This is a genomic window from Rhodococcus sp. NPDC047139 (assembly GCF_040643435.1).
GTDB lineage: Bacteria > Actinomycetota > Actinomycetes > Mycobacteriales > Mycobacteriaceae > Rhodococcus.
The window spans coordinates 345,880-364,190 of record NZ_JBEYUH010000002.1; the positions used below are offsets into that span (position 1 = coordinate 345,880).

The following is an 18,311-nucleotide window of genomic DNA, read 5'->3' on the forward strand; positions in this document are numbered from 1 at the left end:
CCGTACGAGTGTGTGGGGTGAGGTCCGGAAATGTCGGGCCGTTCAGCGTCGAAGCGCTCCGCTGGCATCGAATTGCGCTTCGCGCCCTTCCATCTGGGCGCGGTACCAGTTCTCGCGGTGGGCGCACATGACCTTCTCCTGCACGCTCGCTGCGCCGGGGACGAACCGCCGGACGAGTTCCATCGCGGTGATCAGGGGGAAGCGGACGACCGGGATGATCATCCACGGGAGCACCTTCGGCATCGAGTACTTCCGCCGGGTGCCCGGCCCCATGAACATCGCCGAGTACACCGAGTTGATCCGGAAGTTGTATTGCTCGCGGAGCCTTCTCAGGCCGCGATGGCCGTCGCGCGGGGCGAATGCCTGCGGATAGGACTCGATGAGTTCCTTACCGTGCACGCCCGAGTCGTACGAACGGGAGATCACCGTGGTCATCAGCGTACGGATGTTGTCGGCGATGGTCTCCGGGTACCACTGCATACGGACCCCGAGCAGATATCCCATGTACTTCTGGAAATGAATGAGCGCACGGATCTCTCGCGGGGTGGTGTGGTATCCGAGGGTCCACAGCGCCAGTCCCGGAGTGAGACTGCCCGCGATGAGGGTGAGCAGCATGTAGGTCTGACTGATAGGAAGCCCCCACTTCGCGACATCCCATTCGGGGTGTTTCGCCACGCGGGAGCGCACCGACACGTGCATCACGCGCACCTTCAGGGCGGTAGCGCGTCCCTTCGAACCGGGGGTGAGCAGCGCTCCCGGCTCGGACACGTCGATCCAGAAACGACACGTCTCGAGGAATCGTCGCAGGGCGTTGTCTCCGGCGTAACCTCCGGCGAGTGAGAGCGGTGTCGCGACCGCCGCCTCGGTGTAGATCTCGAGGGTCTCGGCACCGGCGAAGCTGAACAGCATCGTGCCCCAGCGTCGCCAGATCGCGGCACCCTGCTCCACGAGTTCGGGTTGCACCCAATCGGGGACGGTCTCGAACTCCTCGAACAACGCCTTCATCGCGTCCGGGACGTCGTCGAGTGAGTCGATACCTTCGGACGATGCCCGTTCGAGTAGTTCTCGGGTCTTCTGGGGGCCGAGTTCGCCATGGTAGACCTCGTCGACAAAACGCTCGGCCGTGGGATCTCCGCTGAACAGGTCGTTGCACAGGGCACGCGCCTGTTCGTCGGTGGGGAGGAAGTCGAAACCGGTGAGACGGCGGACCAGTCGGCGGGTACGTCGCACGCCGGGTTTCTCGAGGGCCTGCCAGTACGGGAAGGCGCTCGGGCACCGATCGCCGGTGTCCGACGTGGTCGGGACGATTGTTCCGGTCATGCCGATACCTCCTCGAGTACGGTCCGGCGGATCCACGTGACGAGCCGTCCGACGACGTCGGCGAGTCCGTCGGGTTGATCCACGAGATAGTGGTTGAGGTTCCGCATCTCGACGAGTTCCTTGTCGGTCCCGGCGAGGGCGTCGTACATCAGCCGCGAGTCCTCCGCGAACGCCGCCTGGTCGCCGAGCAGGCTCATCACCATCGTCGGGGTGGTGACGTTGCGCAGATCGGTGAGGGCGTCGGCATGCGTGTGGTCGACGCTCCAGGTGCTGAGCCAGCTTCGAACCGTGACGAACCTCGCCAGACCACCGGCGGCGGTGTTGGCCGCCTTCGGATCTCCGTACATGGAGCCGATTTCGCGATCACTCGGGTCGAGACCGAGATCGACGAAGCGCGGATCGGCGACCGTACGGTGCACGACGAATCCGCGATCGGATGCGCCGGTGCGCTCGAGTTCGGCGAGTTGGTCGAGCGCCCACGCGTCGATCCTGCGCATCCGCGCGATCTGCGCCTCGCGGTATCGCTGCACCCATTCGGGGTCGAGCGGCGCGGTGCGGCCGGCCGCGTACAGGTCGAGATCGGGATCGGTTGCGTACGGATCGGATTCGTCGGTCACTGCTCCGTCGATCCAGTGCCGCAACACCCGGGCGCGTCCGGGATGTGCGCCGACGAGCATCAGCGCGTCGGCCGGTCGCAGGTCTGCCTCCGCAAACGGTGCCGGGTCGCCCGCAGGCGTGGTCGTCACGGTGGGGTTCTGCGCCTGCGACTGGTAGAACGACGCGAGGGATCCACCGCCGCTGAATCCGAGGAGCACGACCTTCTCGAAACCGAGTTCGTCGGCCATCCAGCGCACACCGGTACCGAGGTCGAAGGCGGCCCGTTCCATGATGAGCGCGGGTTCGTTGGACGAGTAGCGGGTGTTGAGTCCCATTGCGGGGACACCTGCTTCGGCGAACGCGCGGAGCAGGAAGTGGCTCAGGAAGTTCGAGGCCGGGTGGCACATCACCAGGCCGACGTCCTTCGAATATCCCGGTTGCGCTACGAGGTTGCCGTGCAGCGTCGGGTAGTGGCGACTGAGCCCGGAGTGCATCTCGACTCGGCCGTCGGTCGCCGGCTCGTAGGGGATGCGCTGGAAGTGGTCGCGGGTCGTGAAGGAACTGGTGGAAGTCATGTCACCGTCCGGTATTTGAGCATCATGTCGTGGTCTTCGTGGTCGAGGATGTGGCAATGCCACACATATCCCTGCAGGTCGCCGTGCTCGTGCCCGGTGTGTGCACCATGACCGGCGCGGTGCGGATCGAAGGTGTGAACCTCACGGGAGAACGTCGCGTCGGGGTCGAAGCCCAGTTCGTCCGCCGTCGGGAAGTACGCGACGATGCGCGTCACCGAGTTCGGGTCGCAGATGACGGTGTCCTTGTAGCCGGTCTCCCAGGGCTCCGGTCCGCGCATCGCTTCGACGACGTACGGGTCGGGGTCGGGGGTCCACTTGATCCCGATGGGCGGCTGGGGCTGACGCGCACACATCGCGAGCGTGTCGATGGCCTGACGTCCGAGCACCCGGAAGTGCACGAGGTGCAGGTGGATCGGGTGCGGGTCGGGAGTCGCGTTGACGATGTTCCACTGTTCGACGGTGCCCTGCCGCGGCATCTCGATCTCGTCGCTGTGGTACTCGAGGTTGTTGAGCGACATGATCGACGGCGGAATGCGTACTTCCGAAGGCTGACTCAGCGACACGTTCCGCACGTTCTGTGGCGCTCGGACGGGGCCGACCACCGGCGGAAGCCCCGGCCCACCCCGCAGTCGCTGCGGCACCGGTCCGGTGAATCCCCGCGCGCGGTCGGCGCGGAAGCGCAGGAATACCGGCATGTGTACCGCACCGATCTGCGCGGCCTGCGGCGCCGGGGCTTCGGTGTTGCGGAGTTCGACGGTGACGTCGGGATCGAGTTGCGCGAAGTCGACGAGCAGATCCACTCGCTCGCCGGGCGACAGCCGCACGCGGGTCGTGGGAACGGGCGCGTCGAGCAGTCCCCCTTCCATGCCGAGGACCCAGAACAGCATCCCGTTGGAGAAGTGCAGGTCCCAGATGCTGAACGAGGACGCGTTGAGCAACCGCAGCCGGTACAGACCTCGTGCGACCCGCGCCTCGGGCCAGATCTTGCCGTTGACAACTCCGACGTCCCCGACCGCGCCACCCTCCCACCGGCCCTGCGGCACGATCGGAGTCGATCGGATGCTCTGTGAACCGTCGCTGTTGACGATCTTCTCCTGCAGCACCAGTTCGAGTTCGAACTCCCCCGCCGGCAGGCCCAGCGGGTTGCCGGGCAGTCCGGTGTCGTACTCGTCGCGCAGCAGATAGACGCCTGCGAGACCCGCATAGGCATTCAGGCGCGTGACGGCCATCGCGTGGTCGTGGTACCACATCGTCGTAGCAGCCTGGCGGTTCGGAAAGCGGTATGTGAAGCCTTGGCCGGGCCGGGAGATCTGTTCGGGATTGCCGTCGAACTCGGGAGGCGTCACTCCGCCGTGCAGGTGCATCGACGTGGGGACGTCGGTGCGGTCGCGTTCGCTCAGGCCGTGCAGCGAGGTGTCGAAGTCGGGTGCGAAGGGGTGCGCGTCGATGAGGTTGCGGTACTCGATCGAGGTCTCCTGGCCGCGGTGCGCGACGAGGGTCGGGCCGCCGTACGTGCCGTCGCCGTAGGCGAGGGCAGGCCCGGGCGGAAGGTCGCGATGGAAACTGTGCATCGCGCTCACGGCGTCGATCCGGTATGTCGAGGCATCCAGCCGCGGCAGCACGGGCAGTTCGTCGACGAAGGGCTCGAGTCGCGGGGAGTGGAACAACAGGGGACGGGAGACGTCCGGGCCGTCCGCGAACGCCCGCCCACCGAGGAGTACCGCACCGGTTCCTGCGGCAACTCCGGCGAGAAGGGTTCTACGGCTGATTTTCTGCATGAAGCGGCTTTCTCTGGTCCGTACTGGAGCCGAAGCACACATCTTGGTGACGGGCGCCACAGTACCATACGGTATGGTTTGGTCAAGGGTGCGGAGAGCCTACATGTACTCTCGGATCGGGGCCCGACCGAGACGAGGTGACGATCCGTGCCAGACCAGCAGCCGCAGAGCGGTCGCAGGCCAGGTCGCCGCCCCCGGCTCTCCCTCGACGACTGGACCGCCGCCGGCCTGCACCTGCTCGTCTCGGAAGGCCGCGGCGCCGTGAAGATCTCGCGCCTGTGCGACGAACTCGGAGTCACCAAGGGAAGCTTCTACTGGCACTTCTCCGACATCGATGATCTGATGAAGGCCATCGCCACCCGTTACACCTCGCAGGACAACGACGCCGCACGCGGCTTGACGAGCCTCGAGGAACTACCCGTCGACGAACGGCTCGCCCGGATGGGTGCGATGCTCGTCGACGAACGCGCATGGGAGGCCGAGGTGGCAGTGCGCGAATGGGCCCGCAGCGACCCCCAGGTCGCCGAGTCGGTACGGGCGCTCGACCGTCGGATCATGTCTGTTGTCGAGAATTGTTTTCTGGAACTGGGTTTCGACCGCAGTGAGTCCGAACTGCGTGCCGGCACCCTCGTCTACGCGGGAATCGGTTTCCTGTACGGACGCGACAGCCTGCCCTCCCCAACCGCCGAACAGATTCAGGAACTGCTGAAGATCCTGGTCCGGCGCTGACAGCGGACACGACGATGCCCGGGACGGATCGCTCCGTCCCGGGCATCGGTCACCCGCCTCCCCCGTCTACCGAGCCTCGTTCAGCCGATCGACCGCCTCGTCGTAGCCCTGGACGAGTTCGGCCATGACCTCGCCGACGGGACGAATCTCGTTCATCCGCCCCACCACCTGACCGACCGGCATCGCGACGGCCTCGGGATCGTCCGCCGCCGACATGCGCTGATGTGCCTCGTTCACCAGGATGTTCTGTAGCGGCATCGGGAGCGGTTCGGGTGCTTCGGGTTTCGACCAAGCCTCCGTCCACTTGGTCTTGAGCAGGCGCGCCGGTTTGCCCGAGTAGATCCGCGACCGCACGGTATCGGCCGAACTCGCACCGAGCAGCGCGCGCTGGATCGAGGACGGGCCGTGCGCGGCCGCACCGAGTTTGTACTCCGAGGTGGTGAGCCAGTACGAACCCATCCACACTCCCGAGGCCCCGAGGGCCAGCGCCGCCGCAACCTGTCGCCCCGATCCCACGCCACCGGCGGCGAGCACGGCCGCCGAATCACCGAGAGCATCGACGATTTCGGGCCACAACACCATGGATGCGATCTCGCCCGTGTGACCACCGGCCTCGTAGCCCTGCGCGATCACGATGTCGACGCCGTTCTCGACATGCCGCTTCGCGTGCTCGACCGCCCCCGCGAGTGCCGCGACCGGAACTCCCTTCTCGTGCGCGAGGTCGATGACGTCCTTCGGCGGCGAACCGAGCGCATTCGCGATCAGTGCGGGCCGGTGGGCGAGGGCGACCTCGACGTGCGAGCGCGCCACCGAATGCAGCCAGCCCAGCACACCGCCGGCCTCGGCGATGTCCCCCGACAAGGGCGGGACGCCCAGCTCGTCGAGCGTGCGGTCGACGAAGGCGCGATGCTCGGGAGGAATCAGCTTGTCGAGGTCGACGGCGGTGCCCTCGGTGGGCACCTTGGCGGGCATCACGACGTCGACGCCGTACGGTTTACCGTCGGTGTTCTCGTCCATCCAGGTCAGGACGGCATCGAGTTCCTCCGGGTCGTTGAACCGCACACATCCGAGGACACCGAGTCCGCCGGCCCTGCTGATCGCTGCGGCGACATGTTCGGAGGGCGTGAATCCGAAGATCGGATACTCGATGCCGAACTTCCTGCTGAGGCTGGTCTGCATGTGCTCTTCTATCCCGTCGCGGCGGCGCCGTTGCCGTCGCCGTTGTGGTGGATCTCGTCGGCCGGACGCTGTTCCGTCTGGTCCTTGGCCCAGCGATAGTCGGGCTTCCCGGCGGGCGAGCGCTTGATCTCGTCGACGAACCACACGGCACGCGGCACCTTGTAGCCCGCGATCTTCGTGCGGGCGGTGGCCATCAGCTCGTCGAGCGTCACGCTTTCCCCCTCGCGGAGCGCGACGACAGCGGACACCCGCTCACCGAAGCGTTCGTCGGGGACCCCGACCACGAGGACATCGAAGACTGCGGGATGTTCCTTGAGCGCGCCTTCCACCTCTTCCGGGTAGACCTTCTCGCCACCACTGTTGATGGAGACGGAACCACGGCCGAGCATGGTGACCGTGCCGTCCTCCTCGACGCGGGCGTAGTCGCCGGGGATCGAGTAGCGGACGCCGTTGTACTCCCGGAAGGTCGCCTTCGTCTTGGCCTCGTCCTTGTAGTAACCGAGCGGGATGTTGCCCGTACGAGCGACCATGCCGACCTTGCCGGAGCCCGGTTCGATCGGGTTGCCCTCGTCGTCGAGCACCGTGGTGGACTCGTCGATCTTCACCGTCGGCCCGCCGCCGCGAGTCTTGCCCTTCTCGGCGATACCGATGCCGCCGAATCCGGTCTCGGACGAACCGATGGAATCGGTGATGACCTTGCCGGGAAGCAGGTCGAGGAATCGATCCTTGATGGACGGGGAGAACAACGCGGCGCTCGACGCCATCGCGAACAGCGTCGAAAGATCGTAGGGCTTACCGGTATTCGGGTTACCCTCCTCGAGGGCATCGAGCATCGGGCGGGCCATCGCGTCGCCGGTGATGAAGATGACGTTGACCTTGTGATCGTCGATGATGCGCCATACCTCGTGGCCCGAGAACTCGGGGTGCATGATGACCTTGCCCCCGCCGAACAACGACTGGAACAGTGCCCACTGGGCGCCACCGTGGATCATCGGCGGGATCGGATAGCGCACCAGCCCGGGATTCTCGGCGCCTTGCTTGGCCAGCTCCCACTCGTCCTTGACCCACTCGCCCGTCATGAAGTTGATGCCACCACCGAGCACGCGCCAGACGTCCTCGTGGCGCCACATGACACCCTTGGGGTGGCCGGTGGTGCCGCCCGTGTAGAGCATGTAGATGTCGTCCGCGCTGCGCTCTTCGAAGTCGCGTTCGGGCGAACTCTGCGCGAGTGCGGTCTCGTAGTCGACGCCGCCGTAGGAAGAGAAGTCGGCGTCGGTGCCGTCCTCCACGACCACCACGGACTTCACCAACGGCGTGCTCGGAAGGACATTCGCCACCTTGTCGGTGTATCGACGTTCGTGCACGAGGGCGACCATGTCGGAGTTGTCGAAAATGTACTGCAACTCGTTCTCGACATACCGGTAGTTGACGTTGATCATGATCGCGCGCAGTTTGAAGACCGCGATCATCGCCTCTACGGCCTCGATGGTGTTCCGCGAGTAGATGCCGACCTTGTCGCCGGGCCGGACACCTTGTTCACTGAGGTAATGAGCAAGTCGGTTGGCTCGTTCCTCCAACTGTGCGTAGGTGACCTCACGTCCGTCCGAGGCCAGCGCGACGCGCTCGGGAACGAGGTCGATTGCGTGTTCGACGAGGTCTGCGATGTTTAGGGCCACGCCGACAAAAGTAGAACGTGTTACCGTTCCTGACAAGACCCAAATATGATCCAGTTCACAACACCGAGGAGCCCTGCCAGTGTCCGCTACCGAAGCCCCCGGCGCAGCCGATTCGGACATCTCGTCCCGTGAACCGCACTGCCTCGTCGAGCAGCGCGGTCACGTCCTGATCGTCACACTCAACCGGCCCGAAGCGCGGAATGCACTGTCCGGCGAGATGATGGCGATCATGAACGAGGCGTGGGATCGCGTCGACAGCGATCCCGAGATCCGCGTCGCAATCCTCACCGGCGCCGGTGGTGCATTCTGCGCAGGAGCCGACCTCAAAGCCATGAACCAGTCGGCTCCGGGAGACAAATTCGAAGGCGGAGGCTGGGATCTGTCACGTCTGCCGGCACTGCTCAAGGGCCGGCGCCTGACCAAGCCGCTCATCGCGGCGGTGGAGGGTGCCGCCATCGCCGGCGGCACCGAGATCCTGCAGGGCACCGACATCCGTGTCGCCGGCGAGAGCGCGAAGTTCGGTGTTTCCGAGGCGAAATGGGGGCTCTTCCCGCTCGGCGGATCTGCTGTGCGTCTCGTGCGCCAGATCCCGTACACGATCGCTGCCGACATCCTGCTCACGGGTCGTCACATCAAGGCAGCCGAAGCCAAGGAGATCGGGCTCATCGGCTACGTCGTGCCCGACGGCACCGCACTCGACAAGGCTCTCGAGATCGCCGAGACGATCGCGAACAACGGACCGGTAGCCGTCCAGGCCATCCTCAGGACGATCCGCGACTCGGAGGGCCTGCACGAGGAGGAAGCGTTCCGGATCGACGCCGAACTCGGAGCGGCCGTCTTCAAGAGCGCCGACGCCAAGGAGGGACCGCGGGCCTTCGCCGAGAAGCGCACCCCGAAGTTCACCGGCTCCTGATCGACGTTGCAGACCGCGCTCCCACCGGAGAGAGCGCGGTCACACGCACACCCTCGGCCCTGTTACATTGCGCGGTGTGACTCACGACACAGAGTTGCTGCGTTCGCCGAGGTAATGAGGAGCCCGATGTATCCAGGAGTGCACGCTCGGACCACCCCCGACAAACTCGCCGTCGTCCTGGCCGACAGCGACCGGAGCCTGACCTACCGCGAACTCGACGACCGGTCGGCTGCGCTGGCCCGCGTGCTGCACGATGCAGGTCTCCGGACCGGTGACGTCGTCGCACTGCTCACCGACAATCGGCCGGAAGCCTTCGAGGTGTTCTGGGCCGCGCTCCGGTCCGGTCTGTACATCACCGCGGTCAACAGCCATCTCACCGCGGGCGAGGTGGCCTACATCGTGGAGGACAGCGGCGCGAAGACTCTGATCGCCTCGGCGTCGCTCGGCGGACTCCCCGAGGAGGTCGCCGAGAAGATCACGATCGGCTCGATGCGGCTGGCCTTCGGTGGGTCCGTCCGCGGCTTCGACTCCTACGAGGAAGCACTCGCCGCAGCCGGCCCACGGCTCGACGAGGAGCCGTGCGGTGCGATCATGCTGTACTCGTCGGGAACCACGGGTTTTCCCAAGGGAATTCAGCCACCACTACCGGAACGTCGCGTCGACGAACCGGGCGAAGCGCTCGTGACGGTGGCCCAGTTCCTGTTCGGCATCACCGACTCCGACGTCTACTACTCCCCCGCTCCCGTCTATCACGCGGCGCCCTTGCGCTGGGGTGGAGCGATCCACGCGCTCGGCGGCACGGTCGTGCTCGCCGACAAGTTCGACGCCGAGACGGCGCTGCGGCACATCGAGCAGTACAACATCACCGCCGGCCAGATGGTGCCGACGATGTTCGTCCGCATGCTCAAACTCGACGACGAGACCCGCAGCCGCCACGACCTGTCGAGCCTGCGCGTACTCGTCCACGCAGCGGCTCCGTGCCCGCCCGACGTCAAGCGGGCGATGATCGACTGGCTCGGGCCGGTGGTCTACGAGTACTACAGCGCCACCGAAGCCAACGGGATCACGTTCATCAACAGCCAGGAATGGCTCGAGCACCCCGGCTCGGTGGGCAAGAGTGTCATCGCTCCCGCGCACATCTGCGACGAAGACGGCAGGGAGTTGCCGCCCGGGGAAGTGGGGATCATCTACTTCGAGAGCGAGAACCTGCCGTTCACCTATCACAACGATCCCGAGAAGACCTCGGCCGCACAGCATCCGGACCATCCGAACTGGACCACGGTGGGAGATCTGGGTTATCTCGACGACGAGGGCTATCTGTATCTCACCGACCGCAAGTCGTTCACGATCATCTCCGGTGGGGTGAACATCTATCCGCAGGAGATCGAGAACGTCCTCGCTCTGCATCCGGCCGTCGAGGACGTCGCCGTCATCGGCGTGCCGCACCCGGAGATGGGCGAGGAGGTCAAGGCGGTCGTCCAGGTGTCGTCCGGAGCCGTCGGATCAGCCGAGCTCGCCGGCGAACTGATCGCGTACGTCCGCGAACGAGTCGCACACTTCAAGGTGCCGCGCTCGGTGGACTTCGTGGACGAGCTACCCCGCACCCCCACAGGCAAGCTGGTGAAGGGAAAGCTGAAGGCTGCCTACGCATCCTGATGCCGATGGTGGGGTGGAGTCATCCGATCTCCGACAGGCGCCTCCACCCCACCCGGCACGAGGGCTAACGAAGCACCACGTCGGCGATCGTGCGCACCTGTTCGACGTCGCGGCACCCGACGAGGAGCATCGTCACACCCGCCTCTTCCCAGCGCTTCACACCGGCACGGACCTCGTCGGCGTTGCCGACGATCATCGTCTCGGTGACCATCTCGTCCGGGATCGCCGCGGCCGCCTCGTCCTTGCGACCGGCACGGAACAGTGCCGTCACCTCTTCGACCACGGCGTCGTAACCCATCCTGCGGTAGACCTGGGCGTGGAAGTTCAGTTCGGGCGCGCCCATTCCCCCGACGTACAGGGCGGTCACGGGTTTCATCGCCGCGATCGTCGCCGCGCGATCGTCGGTGACGACGACCTGACAGGTCGCCGCGATCTCGAAGTCCTCGCGGGTGCGACGGGCACCCGGGCGGGCGAACCCTTCGTCGAGCCACTCGTCGTACATCGGTGCGAGCCGGGGGCTGTAGTAGATCGCGAGCCATCCGTCGGCGATCTCGGCGGTGAGCGCGACGTTCTTCGGTCCTTCGGCACCCAGCCAGATGGGGATGTCCGAGCGCAGCGGATGGGTGATGGGCTTGAGCGGTTTCCCGAGCCCGGTGGCTCCGGGGCCGGTATACGGCAGCGGATAGTGCGGACCGTCGCTGGTCACCGGTGCTTCACGCGCGAGGACCTTCCGGATCACGTCGACGTACTCGCGCGTGCGCGCGAGAGGCTTCGCGAACGGCTGCCCGTACCACCCTTCGACGACCTGCGGCCCCGAGACTCCGAGGCCGAGGATGTGCCGGCCTCCGGACAGGTGATCGAGCGTCAGCGCGTGCATCGCGCAACTCGTCGGGGTGCGCGCGGAGATCTGGACGACCGACGTCCCGAGGCGCACCCGTTCCGTGGACGAACCCCACCACGCCAGCGGGGTGAACGCGTCCGATCCCCACGATTCCGCGGCGAAGACGGCATCGAACCCTTCGGACTCGGCCGCAGAAACGAGTTCCGGTACGTTCGGCGGCGGTTGCGCCCCCCAGTAACCCAGTTGTAGCCCCAGTTTCATTGGACGCCTTTCCTGTCGGTCGAAAACCGGCGAGATGCAGTTCGCGCGCCGCTCTTGCCAGCAACACTAGAACCTGTTCTACTCGAAATTGTGAGCCTGGGAAAGAGCGCGGTTGCCGAGCCACCGCTGAATGCACCGCTGAATCTGAAGTTCGACTACACACGATCCACCGGGCCGACCGTGGGAGCCTTCGTCACCGGATTGCGCGACGGCCGCATCCTCGGCGCCCGCGGGTCCGACGGACGGATTCTCGTTCCGCCCCCCGAATTCGATGCGGTCACCCACGACCCGCTGACCGATTTCGTCGAGGTCGGACAGACCGGCACCGTGGTGAGCTGGACATGGAACGCCGAACCGCTGCCCGGACAGCCCTTCGACCGGCCTTTCGCGTGGGCATTGATCCGCCTCGACGGAGCCGACACCTCGCTTCTGCATGCCGTCGACGTCGATTCCCCGGACGACATCGAGACGGGCCTGCGCGTGCGGGCACGCTGGGCTGCCGAACGCAAGGGCGACATCCACGACATCGAAGCCTTCGAACCCGGCGAGGCGACAATCACGGTGGCGGCAGCCGAAGGTGAACCGGTCACGATGATGACCACCCCCGTCGACATGCACTACCGCCACTCCGCCTCCCCCGAGGAGTCCTGGTATCTGCGAGGGCTCAAGGAAGGGAAGATCATCGGCGGCCGAACCGGTCCCGGCGGCAAGGTCTACGTGCCCCCGCGTGGGGCCAGCCCCACCGACGGCGTGCCCACCAAGGAGCCGGTGGAGGTCTCCGACAAGGGCATCGTCACCACCTTCTGCATCGTGAACGTTCCGTTCATGGGCCAGCAGATCAAGCCACCCTATGTGGCGGCCTATGTGTTGCTCGACGGTGCCGACATCCCGTTCCTGCACCTGATCCTCGATTGCGATGCGTCCGAGGTCCGGATGGGCATGCGGGTCGAGGCGAAGTGGCGTCCACGCGAGGAGTGGGACCACACGCTGCGCAACATCGAATACTTCCGTCCCACCGGCGAACCCGACGCCGAGTACGACACCTTCAAACACCACCTCTGAGAGCGGCACACATGACAGACATTGCAGTCGTCGGCTTCGCGCACGCTCCGCACGTGCGCGAGACGTTCGGCACCACCAACGGCGTCGAGATGCTCGTCCCGTGCTTCCAGGAGCTCTACGACAAGCTCGGCATCACCAAGTCCGACATCGGTTTCTGGTGCTCGGGTTCGTCCGACTATCTCGCCGGACGCGCATTCTCCTTCATCTCGGCGATCGACGCGATCGGCGCCGTCCCCCCGATCAACGAATCGCATGTCGAGATGGACGCGGCGTGGGCGTTGTACGAGGCGTGGGTCAAGCTCATCACCGGTGAGGTCGATACGGCACTGGTGTACGGCTTCGGCAAGTCCTCGGCCGGCACCCTGCGCCGGACCCTTTCGCTGCAACTCGACCCGTATCTGGTGACCCCGCTGGGCGTCGACTCCGTCTCGCTCGCCGGCCTGCAGGCGCGCATGGGCCTCGAATCCGGTAAGTGGACCGCACGCGAGATGGCCGAGATCGCGGTGCGCAGCCGCGCCGCCGCGAAGGACAACCCCAAGGCCCAGCTCTCGGGGGACTTCGATATCGACGAATTGCTCGCCCAGCCCTACATCGCCGATCCGCTCCGCAAGCACGATTGCGCTCCCGTCACCGACGGTGCCGCCGCGATCGTCCTCGCGACTGGCGATCGGGCCCGCGAACTGTGCGAGAACCCCGCCTGGATCACCGGGATCGAGCACCGCACCGACTCGCCGAACTTCGGTTCGCTCGATCTCACGGTGTCGCCGTCCACGCGCGCCGCCGCGCAGGCCGTCACAGGCGGGGACACCGCCTTCGATGTCGCCGAGCTGCACGCGCCGTTCACGCACCAGGAACTCATCCTTCGCGAGGCGATCGGCCTGGACGAGTCCACGGCGATCAATCCGTCCGGCGGACCGTTGACGGGCAATCCGATGTTCTCCGGGGGACTCGAACGCATCGGTTACGCGGCGCAGGCGATCATGAACGGCACCGCCGGACGTGCGCTCGCGCATGCAACGAGTGGTGCTGTGCTGCAACAGAATCTGGTAGCCGTTCTGGAGGGACGCAACTGATGGCGAAGCAACCCGCAGCTGTCCTCGGGACCGGGCAGACCCACTACGTCGCCAAGCGCCACGACGTGTCGATGTCGGGACTCGTCCGCGAAGCGATCGATCGCGCCATGGCGGACGCGCAAGTCGGCTGGGACGACATCGATGCCGTCGTGATCGGCAAGGCCCCCGACCTCTTCGAGGGCGTCATGATGCCCGAACTGTCGATGGTCGATGCCATCGGCGCCACGGGCAAACCGATGCTCCGCGTGCACACCGCCGGGTCCGTCGGGGGTTCGACCGCGAACGTCGCGGCCAGCCTCGTCCAGGCCGGTGTGCATCGCCGGGTGCTGGCGGTGGCCTGGGAGAAGCAATCCGAATCCAACGCGATGTGGGCGCTGTCCACCCCCGTGCCGTTCACCATGCCGGTCGGTGCCGGCGCGGGTGGATACTTCGCGCCGCACGTCCGCTCGTACATCCGCCGGTCCGGTGCCCCCGAGCACATCGGGGCGATGGTCGCCGTCAAGGATCGCCTCAACGGCGCGAAGAACCCCTATGCCCATCTGAAGCAGCCCGACATCACCCTCGAGAAGGTGCAGGCGTCGCAGATGCTGTGGGATCCGATCCGGTACGACGAGACGTGCCCGTCGTCCGACGGCGCCTGCGCGGTCGTGCTCGGCGACGAGGACACCTCGAAGGCTGCCGAACAGGCGGGACGCCCAGTGGCCTGGATCCACGCCACCGCGATGCGCACCGAACCCACCACCTATGCCGGCCGAGACCAGGTCAATCCCGAGGCGGGCCGCATCGCCGCGGCGGCACTGTGGAAGCAGGCCGGTATCACCGACCCGCTCACCGAGATCGACTGCGCGGAGATCTACGTGCCCTTCTCGTGGTTCGAACCGATGTGGCTCGAGAATCTGGGCTTCACCCCCGAAGGTTCGGGGTGGAAACTCACCGAAGCCGGCGAGACGGCGATCGGGGGCCAGTTGCCGATCAACATGTCCGGGGGCGTGCTCTGCTCCAATCCGATCGGGGCATCGGGCATGATCCGGTTCGCCGAGGCGGCGATGCAGGTGATGGGCAAGGCCGGCGAACACCAGGTCGACGGTGCCCGCAAGGCACTCGGACATGCGTACGGCGGTGGATCCCAGTACTTCTCCATGTGGGTGGTGGGCTCCGACCGGCCTGCGAACTAGGAGGCATCGTGGTCTCGTTCACCGTCGGGGTCGCGATGACCCCACTCGACCAGCTCGGCGGTATCGCGCAGACCGCCGAGCAGTGCGGTTACACCTCGATCGCCCTGCCCGATTCGCTGTTCTACATGGAGAAGCAGACCGTCGACTATCCGTACACCCCCGACGGTTCGCGGATGTGGACGCCCGACACGCCGTGGGTCGATCCGCTGATCGCCGCAGCGTCCATGGCGGCAACCACGTCGACGATCCGCTTCTACACGCAGGTGCTCAAGCTCGGTTCACGCAATCCGGTGCTGCTGGCACGCCAGGTGGGATCGGTAGCCAATCTCACGGGCAACCGATTCGGATTGGGTGTCGGGATCGGCTGGGCACCCGAAGAATTCGAATGGTGCGGTGTCCCCTATGCGAAGCGGGGCAAGCGGGTCGACGAGATGATCGACGTGCTGAAGCTGATCCTCGGCGGCGGCATGGTCGAACACCACGGCGAATTCTACGATTTCGACCGGCTGCAGATGAGCCCCGCGCCCACCGAACCGGTGCCCTTCTATGTGGGTGGGCACACCGATGTCGCGCTTCGTCGTGCCGCGCGCGTCGGGGACGGCTGGACGTCGGCGATGATCGGCTTCGACGATCTCGTCGGTGTCATCACGCGGTTGCGTGAGTTGCGGGAGGAATACGGCCGCAGCGAGGAGCCGTTCGAGATCCAGTCCGTGTGCGTCGACAGGTTCGGAAGCTCGGGCTACGCCGAACTCGCCGATGCCGGCGTCACCGACATCATCGTGGTGCCGTGGATCTTCGACGGGCACGGATTCGATTCACCGCTCGAAGCGAAGCAGGAATCGCTGCGGAAGTTCGCCGACAAGTACATCCACGGAAAGGACGCAGCATGAGCGAGGAGCACCCGGCGCGTGTGGCGGCCCGGGCGTCGCAGGCAGCGGCGAGCGGGAAGCGCAAGGACGAGTGGCTTGCGCTGTTCGCCGAAGACGCGTGCGTCGAGGATCCCGTCGGCCCGTCCGGTTTCGACCCCGAGGGCAAGGGGCACCACGGCCGCGAGGCGATCGCGAAGTTCTACGACATGACCATCGCGAACACCGACAAGCTCGAGTTCCTCGTCGACGACGTGCTGGTGTGCGGCGACGAGTGCGTCAACATCGGCACGATTCGCACCACGATGGCGGGCAATCTCATCGACGCGGAGGGTGTGTTCGTCTACCGGGTCGACGCCGACGGAAAGATAGTGTCGCTGCGCGCGTTCTGGGAAGTGGATCGCGCGATGAAGACTCTGCGGCCGGTCTCGTAGCATCGGCGGTATGTCGACCGCCGGAATCGTTCTCGCAGCAGGGGGCGGCTCGCGGTTGGGTGGACGCGCGAAAGCGCTGCTCCCCCACCGCGGCCGTCCCCTGCTGCATACCGTCGTCGATGCCCTGCTCGACGGCGGGTGCGACGAGGTCCTGGTGGTGGTCGGTGCGTTCGGCGAGGATGTCGCAGCAGTCCGTCCGGCCGGCACCACCGTTGTTCGCAATCCCCGTTGGTCCGAGGGCATGTCGACGTCCCTGCGGCGCGGAGTCGAAGCGGCACGAGACCACGAGAGAATCGCCCTTACCGTCGTCGATTTTCCCGGTATCACAGCCGAATTGGTGCGTCACGTTCTCGATGCGCACCGACCGGGCACGGTGACGCTTCCGATCTTCGGTGAGCGCCCCGGCCATCCGGTGGTGTTCGACACCGCCGATGCTGTGGCCGCAGCCAATGAGGCCACCGGCGACGAGGGAGCGCGGTCGTTCCTCGCCCGCAATCGTGAGCGGGTGCGCCGCGTCGATTGCACCCGTCTCGCCGACGCCGGCGACGTCGATACTCCGGAGGATCTGCAGCGTCTCGACTGAAACCGTGTAGGGAGGCACTGTCGATGGTGGCGGAGATCGGCCGGGTCCTCGCGCACTACGCGGCGCTGGGCCCGGCACCGGAACGGCGTCGCCGGCTCACCAGCAGGATCATCATGCCGGGCCGAGACCTCACGGACCGAGCCGGTCGGAGAATGCAAGAGGTCCCCGGCCACCCGACGGCGACCGGGGACCTCCCGAGAACTCGGATCAGTGCTGGACCGGGCACCCACCCGAGGTCTTGTAGTCGACCTGGAATTCCTTGATGCCGTTGAGCCAGCCCGACCGGAGACGGTGCGGGTCGCCGATCTTCGTGATGTCCGGGATGTGGTCGGCGATCGCGTTGAAGATCAGGTCGATCTCCATGCGCGCGAGGTTCGCGCCGAGGCAGTAGTGCGCACCGGTGCCACCGAAGGCGAGGTGCGGATTCGGGTCACGAAGGATGTCGAACTCGCGGGGGTTCTCGAAGACCTCTTCGTCGTTGTTGGCCGAGGCGTACAGCATCACCACGCGCTCACCCTTGCGGATCGTCTGTCCGCCGAGCTCGGTGTCCTCGAGCGCGGTGCGCTGGAACGAGGTGACCGGGGTTGCCCAGCGGATGATCTCGTCGGCGGCGGTCTTCGGCCGGTCGCGCTTGAAGATCTCCCACTGCTCGGGATTGTCGAGGAAGGCCGCCATGCCGTGGGTGATGGCGTTGCGGGTGGTCTCGTTGCCGGCCACGGCAAGCACGATGAAGAAGAAACCGAATTCCTCGGGAGCGAGCTCGTCGCCGTCGATGTCGGCTTCGATGAGGGTGGTGACGATGTCGTCGGCCGGATTCGCCTTGCGGTCCGCTGCCATCTGATAGGCGTATCCGAGGACTTCCATGGACGCTGCCGCCGGATCGGCGGTGCTCTCCGGATCGTCGTAGCCCGTCATCTGGTTGGACCACTCGAAGATCTTGGCACGATCCTCCTGCGGCACACCGATGAGGTCGGCGATCGCCTGCAGCGGCAACTCCGCAGCGATCTGCGTGACGAAGTCGCCACCGCCGGCCCGACACGCGTCTCCGACAATGGCCCGTGCGCGGCGATCCAGTTCGTCGCGCAGGCCGTTGATCGCGCGCGGTGTGAAGCCACGGGCGACGAGCTTGCGCAGCTTGGTGTGCTCGGGGGCGTCCTTGTTGAGCAGGACATGACGCTGCAGTTCGATCGCTTCACGCGGAATGTCGTCGTTGAACCGCGGAATCGCAGTGTTCTCCCAGTTGGAGAACACGTCGCTCCGGCGGGAGACCTCGCGGACCTCCTCGTGCCGGGAGACAACCCAGAATCCGTCGTCGTGGAACCCACCGACTTCGGGAGACTTCTTGTTCCACCACACCGGCGCCGTCTTCCGCAGTTCCGCAAACTCTTCGAACGGCATACGGTCTGCGTACAGATCGGGATCGGTGAAGTCGATGTCTTCGGGGATGTTCGGCTGCGCCACTGATATCTCTCCTGCCCTTGCGGGTACCGCTCGCGCTATATGGAACACGTTCTAAAACCATTCAAACACAGGCGCGCCCTTCGACCAAGGGATCTGCACGTCCGTCGGGATAACCCTCGGCTGTTGCCAGCT

At 65.9% G+C, this 18,311-nt stretch carries 16 protein-coding genes; 9 read left to right on the top strand and 7 right to left on the bottom strand.

All coding sequences use genetic code 11. The features are described 5' to 3' along the window. Window positions 1–42: 42 nt before the first annotated feature. The 3 genes from ABZ789_RS03740 to ABZ789_RS03750 are packed head-to-tail and all read right to left on the bottom strand — an operon-like array spanning window position 43 to window position 4,270. A complete protein-coding gene (locus ABZ789_RS03740; protein WP_358419072.1) occupies window positions 43–1,320 on the bottom strand; it encodes an oxygenase MpaB family protein in 1,278 nt (425 codons plus the stop codon). Then, window positions 1,317–2,492, bottom strand: a complete 1,176-nt coding sequence (locus ABZ789_RS03745) for an alpha/beta hydrolase (protein ID WP_358419075.1) — start codon at window positions 2,490–2,492, stop codon at window positions 1,317–1,319. Before ABZ789_RS03745 ends, ABZ789_RS03740 begins: the two co-directional genes overlap by 4 nt. After that, a complete protein-coding gene (locus ABZ789_RS03750; protein WP_358419077.1) occupies window positions 2,489–4,270 on the bottom strand; it encodes a multicopper oxidase domain-containing protein in 1,782 nt (593 codons plus the stop codon). The genes ABZ789_RS03745 and ABZ789_RS03750 overlap by 4 nt, the downstream gene beginning before the upstream one ends. Window positions 4,271–4,417: 147 nt before the next feature. Between ABZ789_RS03750 and ABZ789_RS03755 the strand changes: the two genes are divergently transcribed. Continuing rightward, on the top strand, window positions 4,418–4,999 hold the full coding sequence (locus ABZ789_RS03755; RefSeq protein WP_358419080.1) for a TetR/AcrR family transcriptional regulator: 582 nt from the start codon (window positions 4,418–4,420) through the stop codon (window positions 4,997–4,999). Between the two features lie 66 nt (window positions 5,000–5,065). Here the strand turns inward: ABZ789_RS03755 and ABZ789_RS03760 are convergent, their stop codons facing one another. Both ABZ789_RS03760 and ABZ789_RS03765 read right to left on the bottom strand, forming a co-directional pair. Continuing rightward, entirely contained in the window at window positions 5,066–6,178 is a 1,113-nt protein-coding gene (locus ABZ789_RS03760; RefSeq protein WP_358419083.1) for a nitronate monooxygenase family protein, read from the bottom strand. An 8-nt stretch (window positions 6,179–6,186) separates the two neighbouring features. Then, the gene (locus ABZ789_RS03765) at window positions 6,187–7,854 is read right to left on the bottom strand and encodes an acyl-CoA synthetase (RefSeq protein WP_358419086.1); all 1,668 of its coding nucleotides are present in this window, start codon (window positions 7,852–7,854) and stop codon (window positions 6,187–6,189) included. 79 nt (window positions 7,855–7,933) lie between these two features. Between ABZ789_RS03765 and ABZ789_RS03770 the strand changes: the two genes are divergently transcribed. Beyond that, on the top strand, window positions 7,934–8,767 hold the full coding sequence (locus tag ABZ789_RS03770; protein WP_358419089.1) for a crotonase/enoyl-CoA hydratase family protein: 834 nt from the start codon (window positions 7,934–7,936) through the stop codon (window positions 8,765–8,767). Between the two features lie 126 nt (window positions 8,768–8,893). After that, a complete protein-coding gene (locus ABZ789_RS03775; RefSeq protein ID WP_358419092.1) occupies window positions 8,894–10,423 on the top strand; it encodes an AMP-binding protein in 1,530 nt (509 codons plus the stop codon). 64 nt (window positions 10,424–10,487) lie between these two features. Here ABZ789_RS03775 and ABZ789_RS03780 read toward each other — a convergent pair whose 3' ends face one another. Next, window positions 10,488–11,525 (bottom strand): LLM class F420-dependent oxidoreductase, encoded by a 1,038-nt coding sequence (locus tag ABZ789_RS03780; RefSeq protein ID WP_358419095.1) that lies wholly within the window; start codon window positions 11,523–11,525, stop codon window positions 10,488–10,490. Window positions 11,526–11,615: 90 nt separating this feature from the next. Between ABZ789_RS03780 and ABZ789_RS03785 the strand changes: the two genes are divergently transcribed. The 6 genes from ABZ789_RS03785 to ABZ789_RS03810 are packed head-to-tail and all read left to right on the top strand — an operon-like array spanning window position 11,616 to window position 16,718. Then, entirely contained in the window at window positions 11,616–12,587 is a 972-nt protein-coding gene (locus ABZ789_RS03785; protein ID WP_358419098.1) for an OB-fold domain-containing protein, read from the top strand. A gap of 11 nt (window positions 12,588–12,598) precedes the next feature. Further along, window positions 12,599–13,660, top strand: a complete 1,062-nt coding sequence (locus ABZ789_RS03790; RefSeq protein ID WP_358419101.1) for a thiolase domain-containing protein — start codon at window positions 12,599–12,601, stop codon at window positions 13,658–13,660. Continuing rightward, window positions 13,660–14,835: a thiolase domain-containing protein gene (locus tag ABZ789_RS03795; RefSeq protein WP_358419104.1), complete on the top strand. Its 1,176-nt coding sequence runs from the start codon at window positions 13,660–13,662 to the stop codon at window positions 14,833–14,835. The genes ABZ789_RS03790 and ABZ789_RS03795 overlap by 1 nt, the downstream gene beginning before the upstream one ends. Window positions 14,836–14,870: 35 nt before the next feature. Next, on the top strand, window positions 14,871–15,725 hold the full coding sequence (locus tag ABZ789_RS03800) for a TIGR03619 family F420-dependent LLM class oxidoreductase (protein ID WP_358419229.1): 855 nt from the start codon (window positions 14,871–14,873) through the stop codon (window positions 15,723–15,725). Further along, window positions 15,722–16,135: a nuclear transport factor 2 family protein gene (locus tag ABZ789_RS03805; RefSeq protein WP_358419107.1), complete on the top strand. Its 414-nt coding sequence runs from the start codon at window positions 15,722–15,724 to the stop codon at window positions 16,133–16,135. The genes ABZ789_RS03800 and ABZ789_RS03805 overlap by 4 nt, the downstream gene beginning before the upstream one ends. Before the next feature lie 10 nt (window positions 16,136–16,145). Beyond that, window positions 16,146–16,718 carry a nucleotidyltransferase family protein gene (locus tag ABZ789_RS03810; protein ID WP_358419110.1) on the top strand — a complete coding sequence of 191 codons (573 nt, stop codon included), beginning with the start codon at window positions 16,146–16,148 and terminating at the stop codon, window positions 16,716–16,718. 207 nt (window positions 16,719–16,925) lie between these two features. Here the strand turns inward: ABZ789_RS03810 and ABZ789_RS03815 are convergent, their stop codons facing one another. Continuing rightward, window positions 16,926–18,179, bottom strand: a complete 1,254-nt coding sequence (locus ABZ789_RS03815) for a cytochrome P450 (RefSeq protein ID WP_358419113.1) — start codon at window positions 18,177–18,179, stop codon at window positions 16,926–16,928. Window positions 18,180–18,311 lie beyond the last annotated feature (132 nt).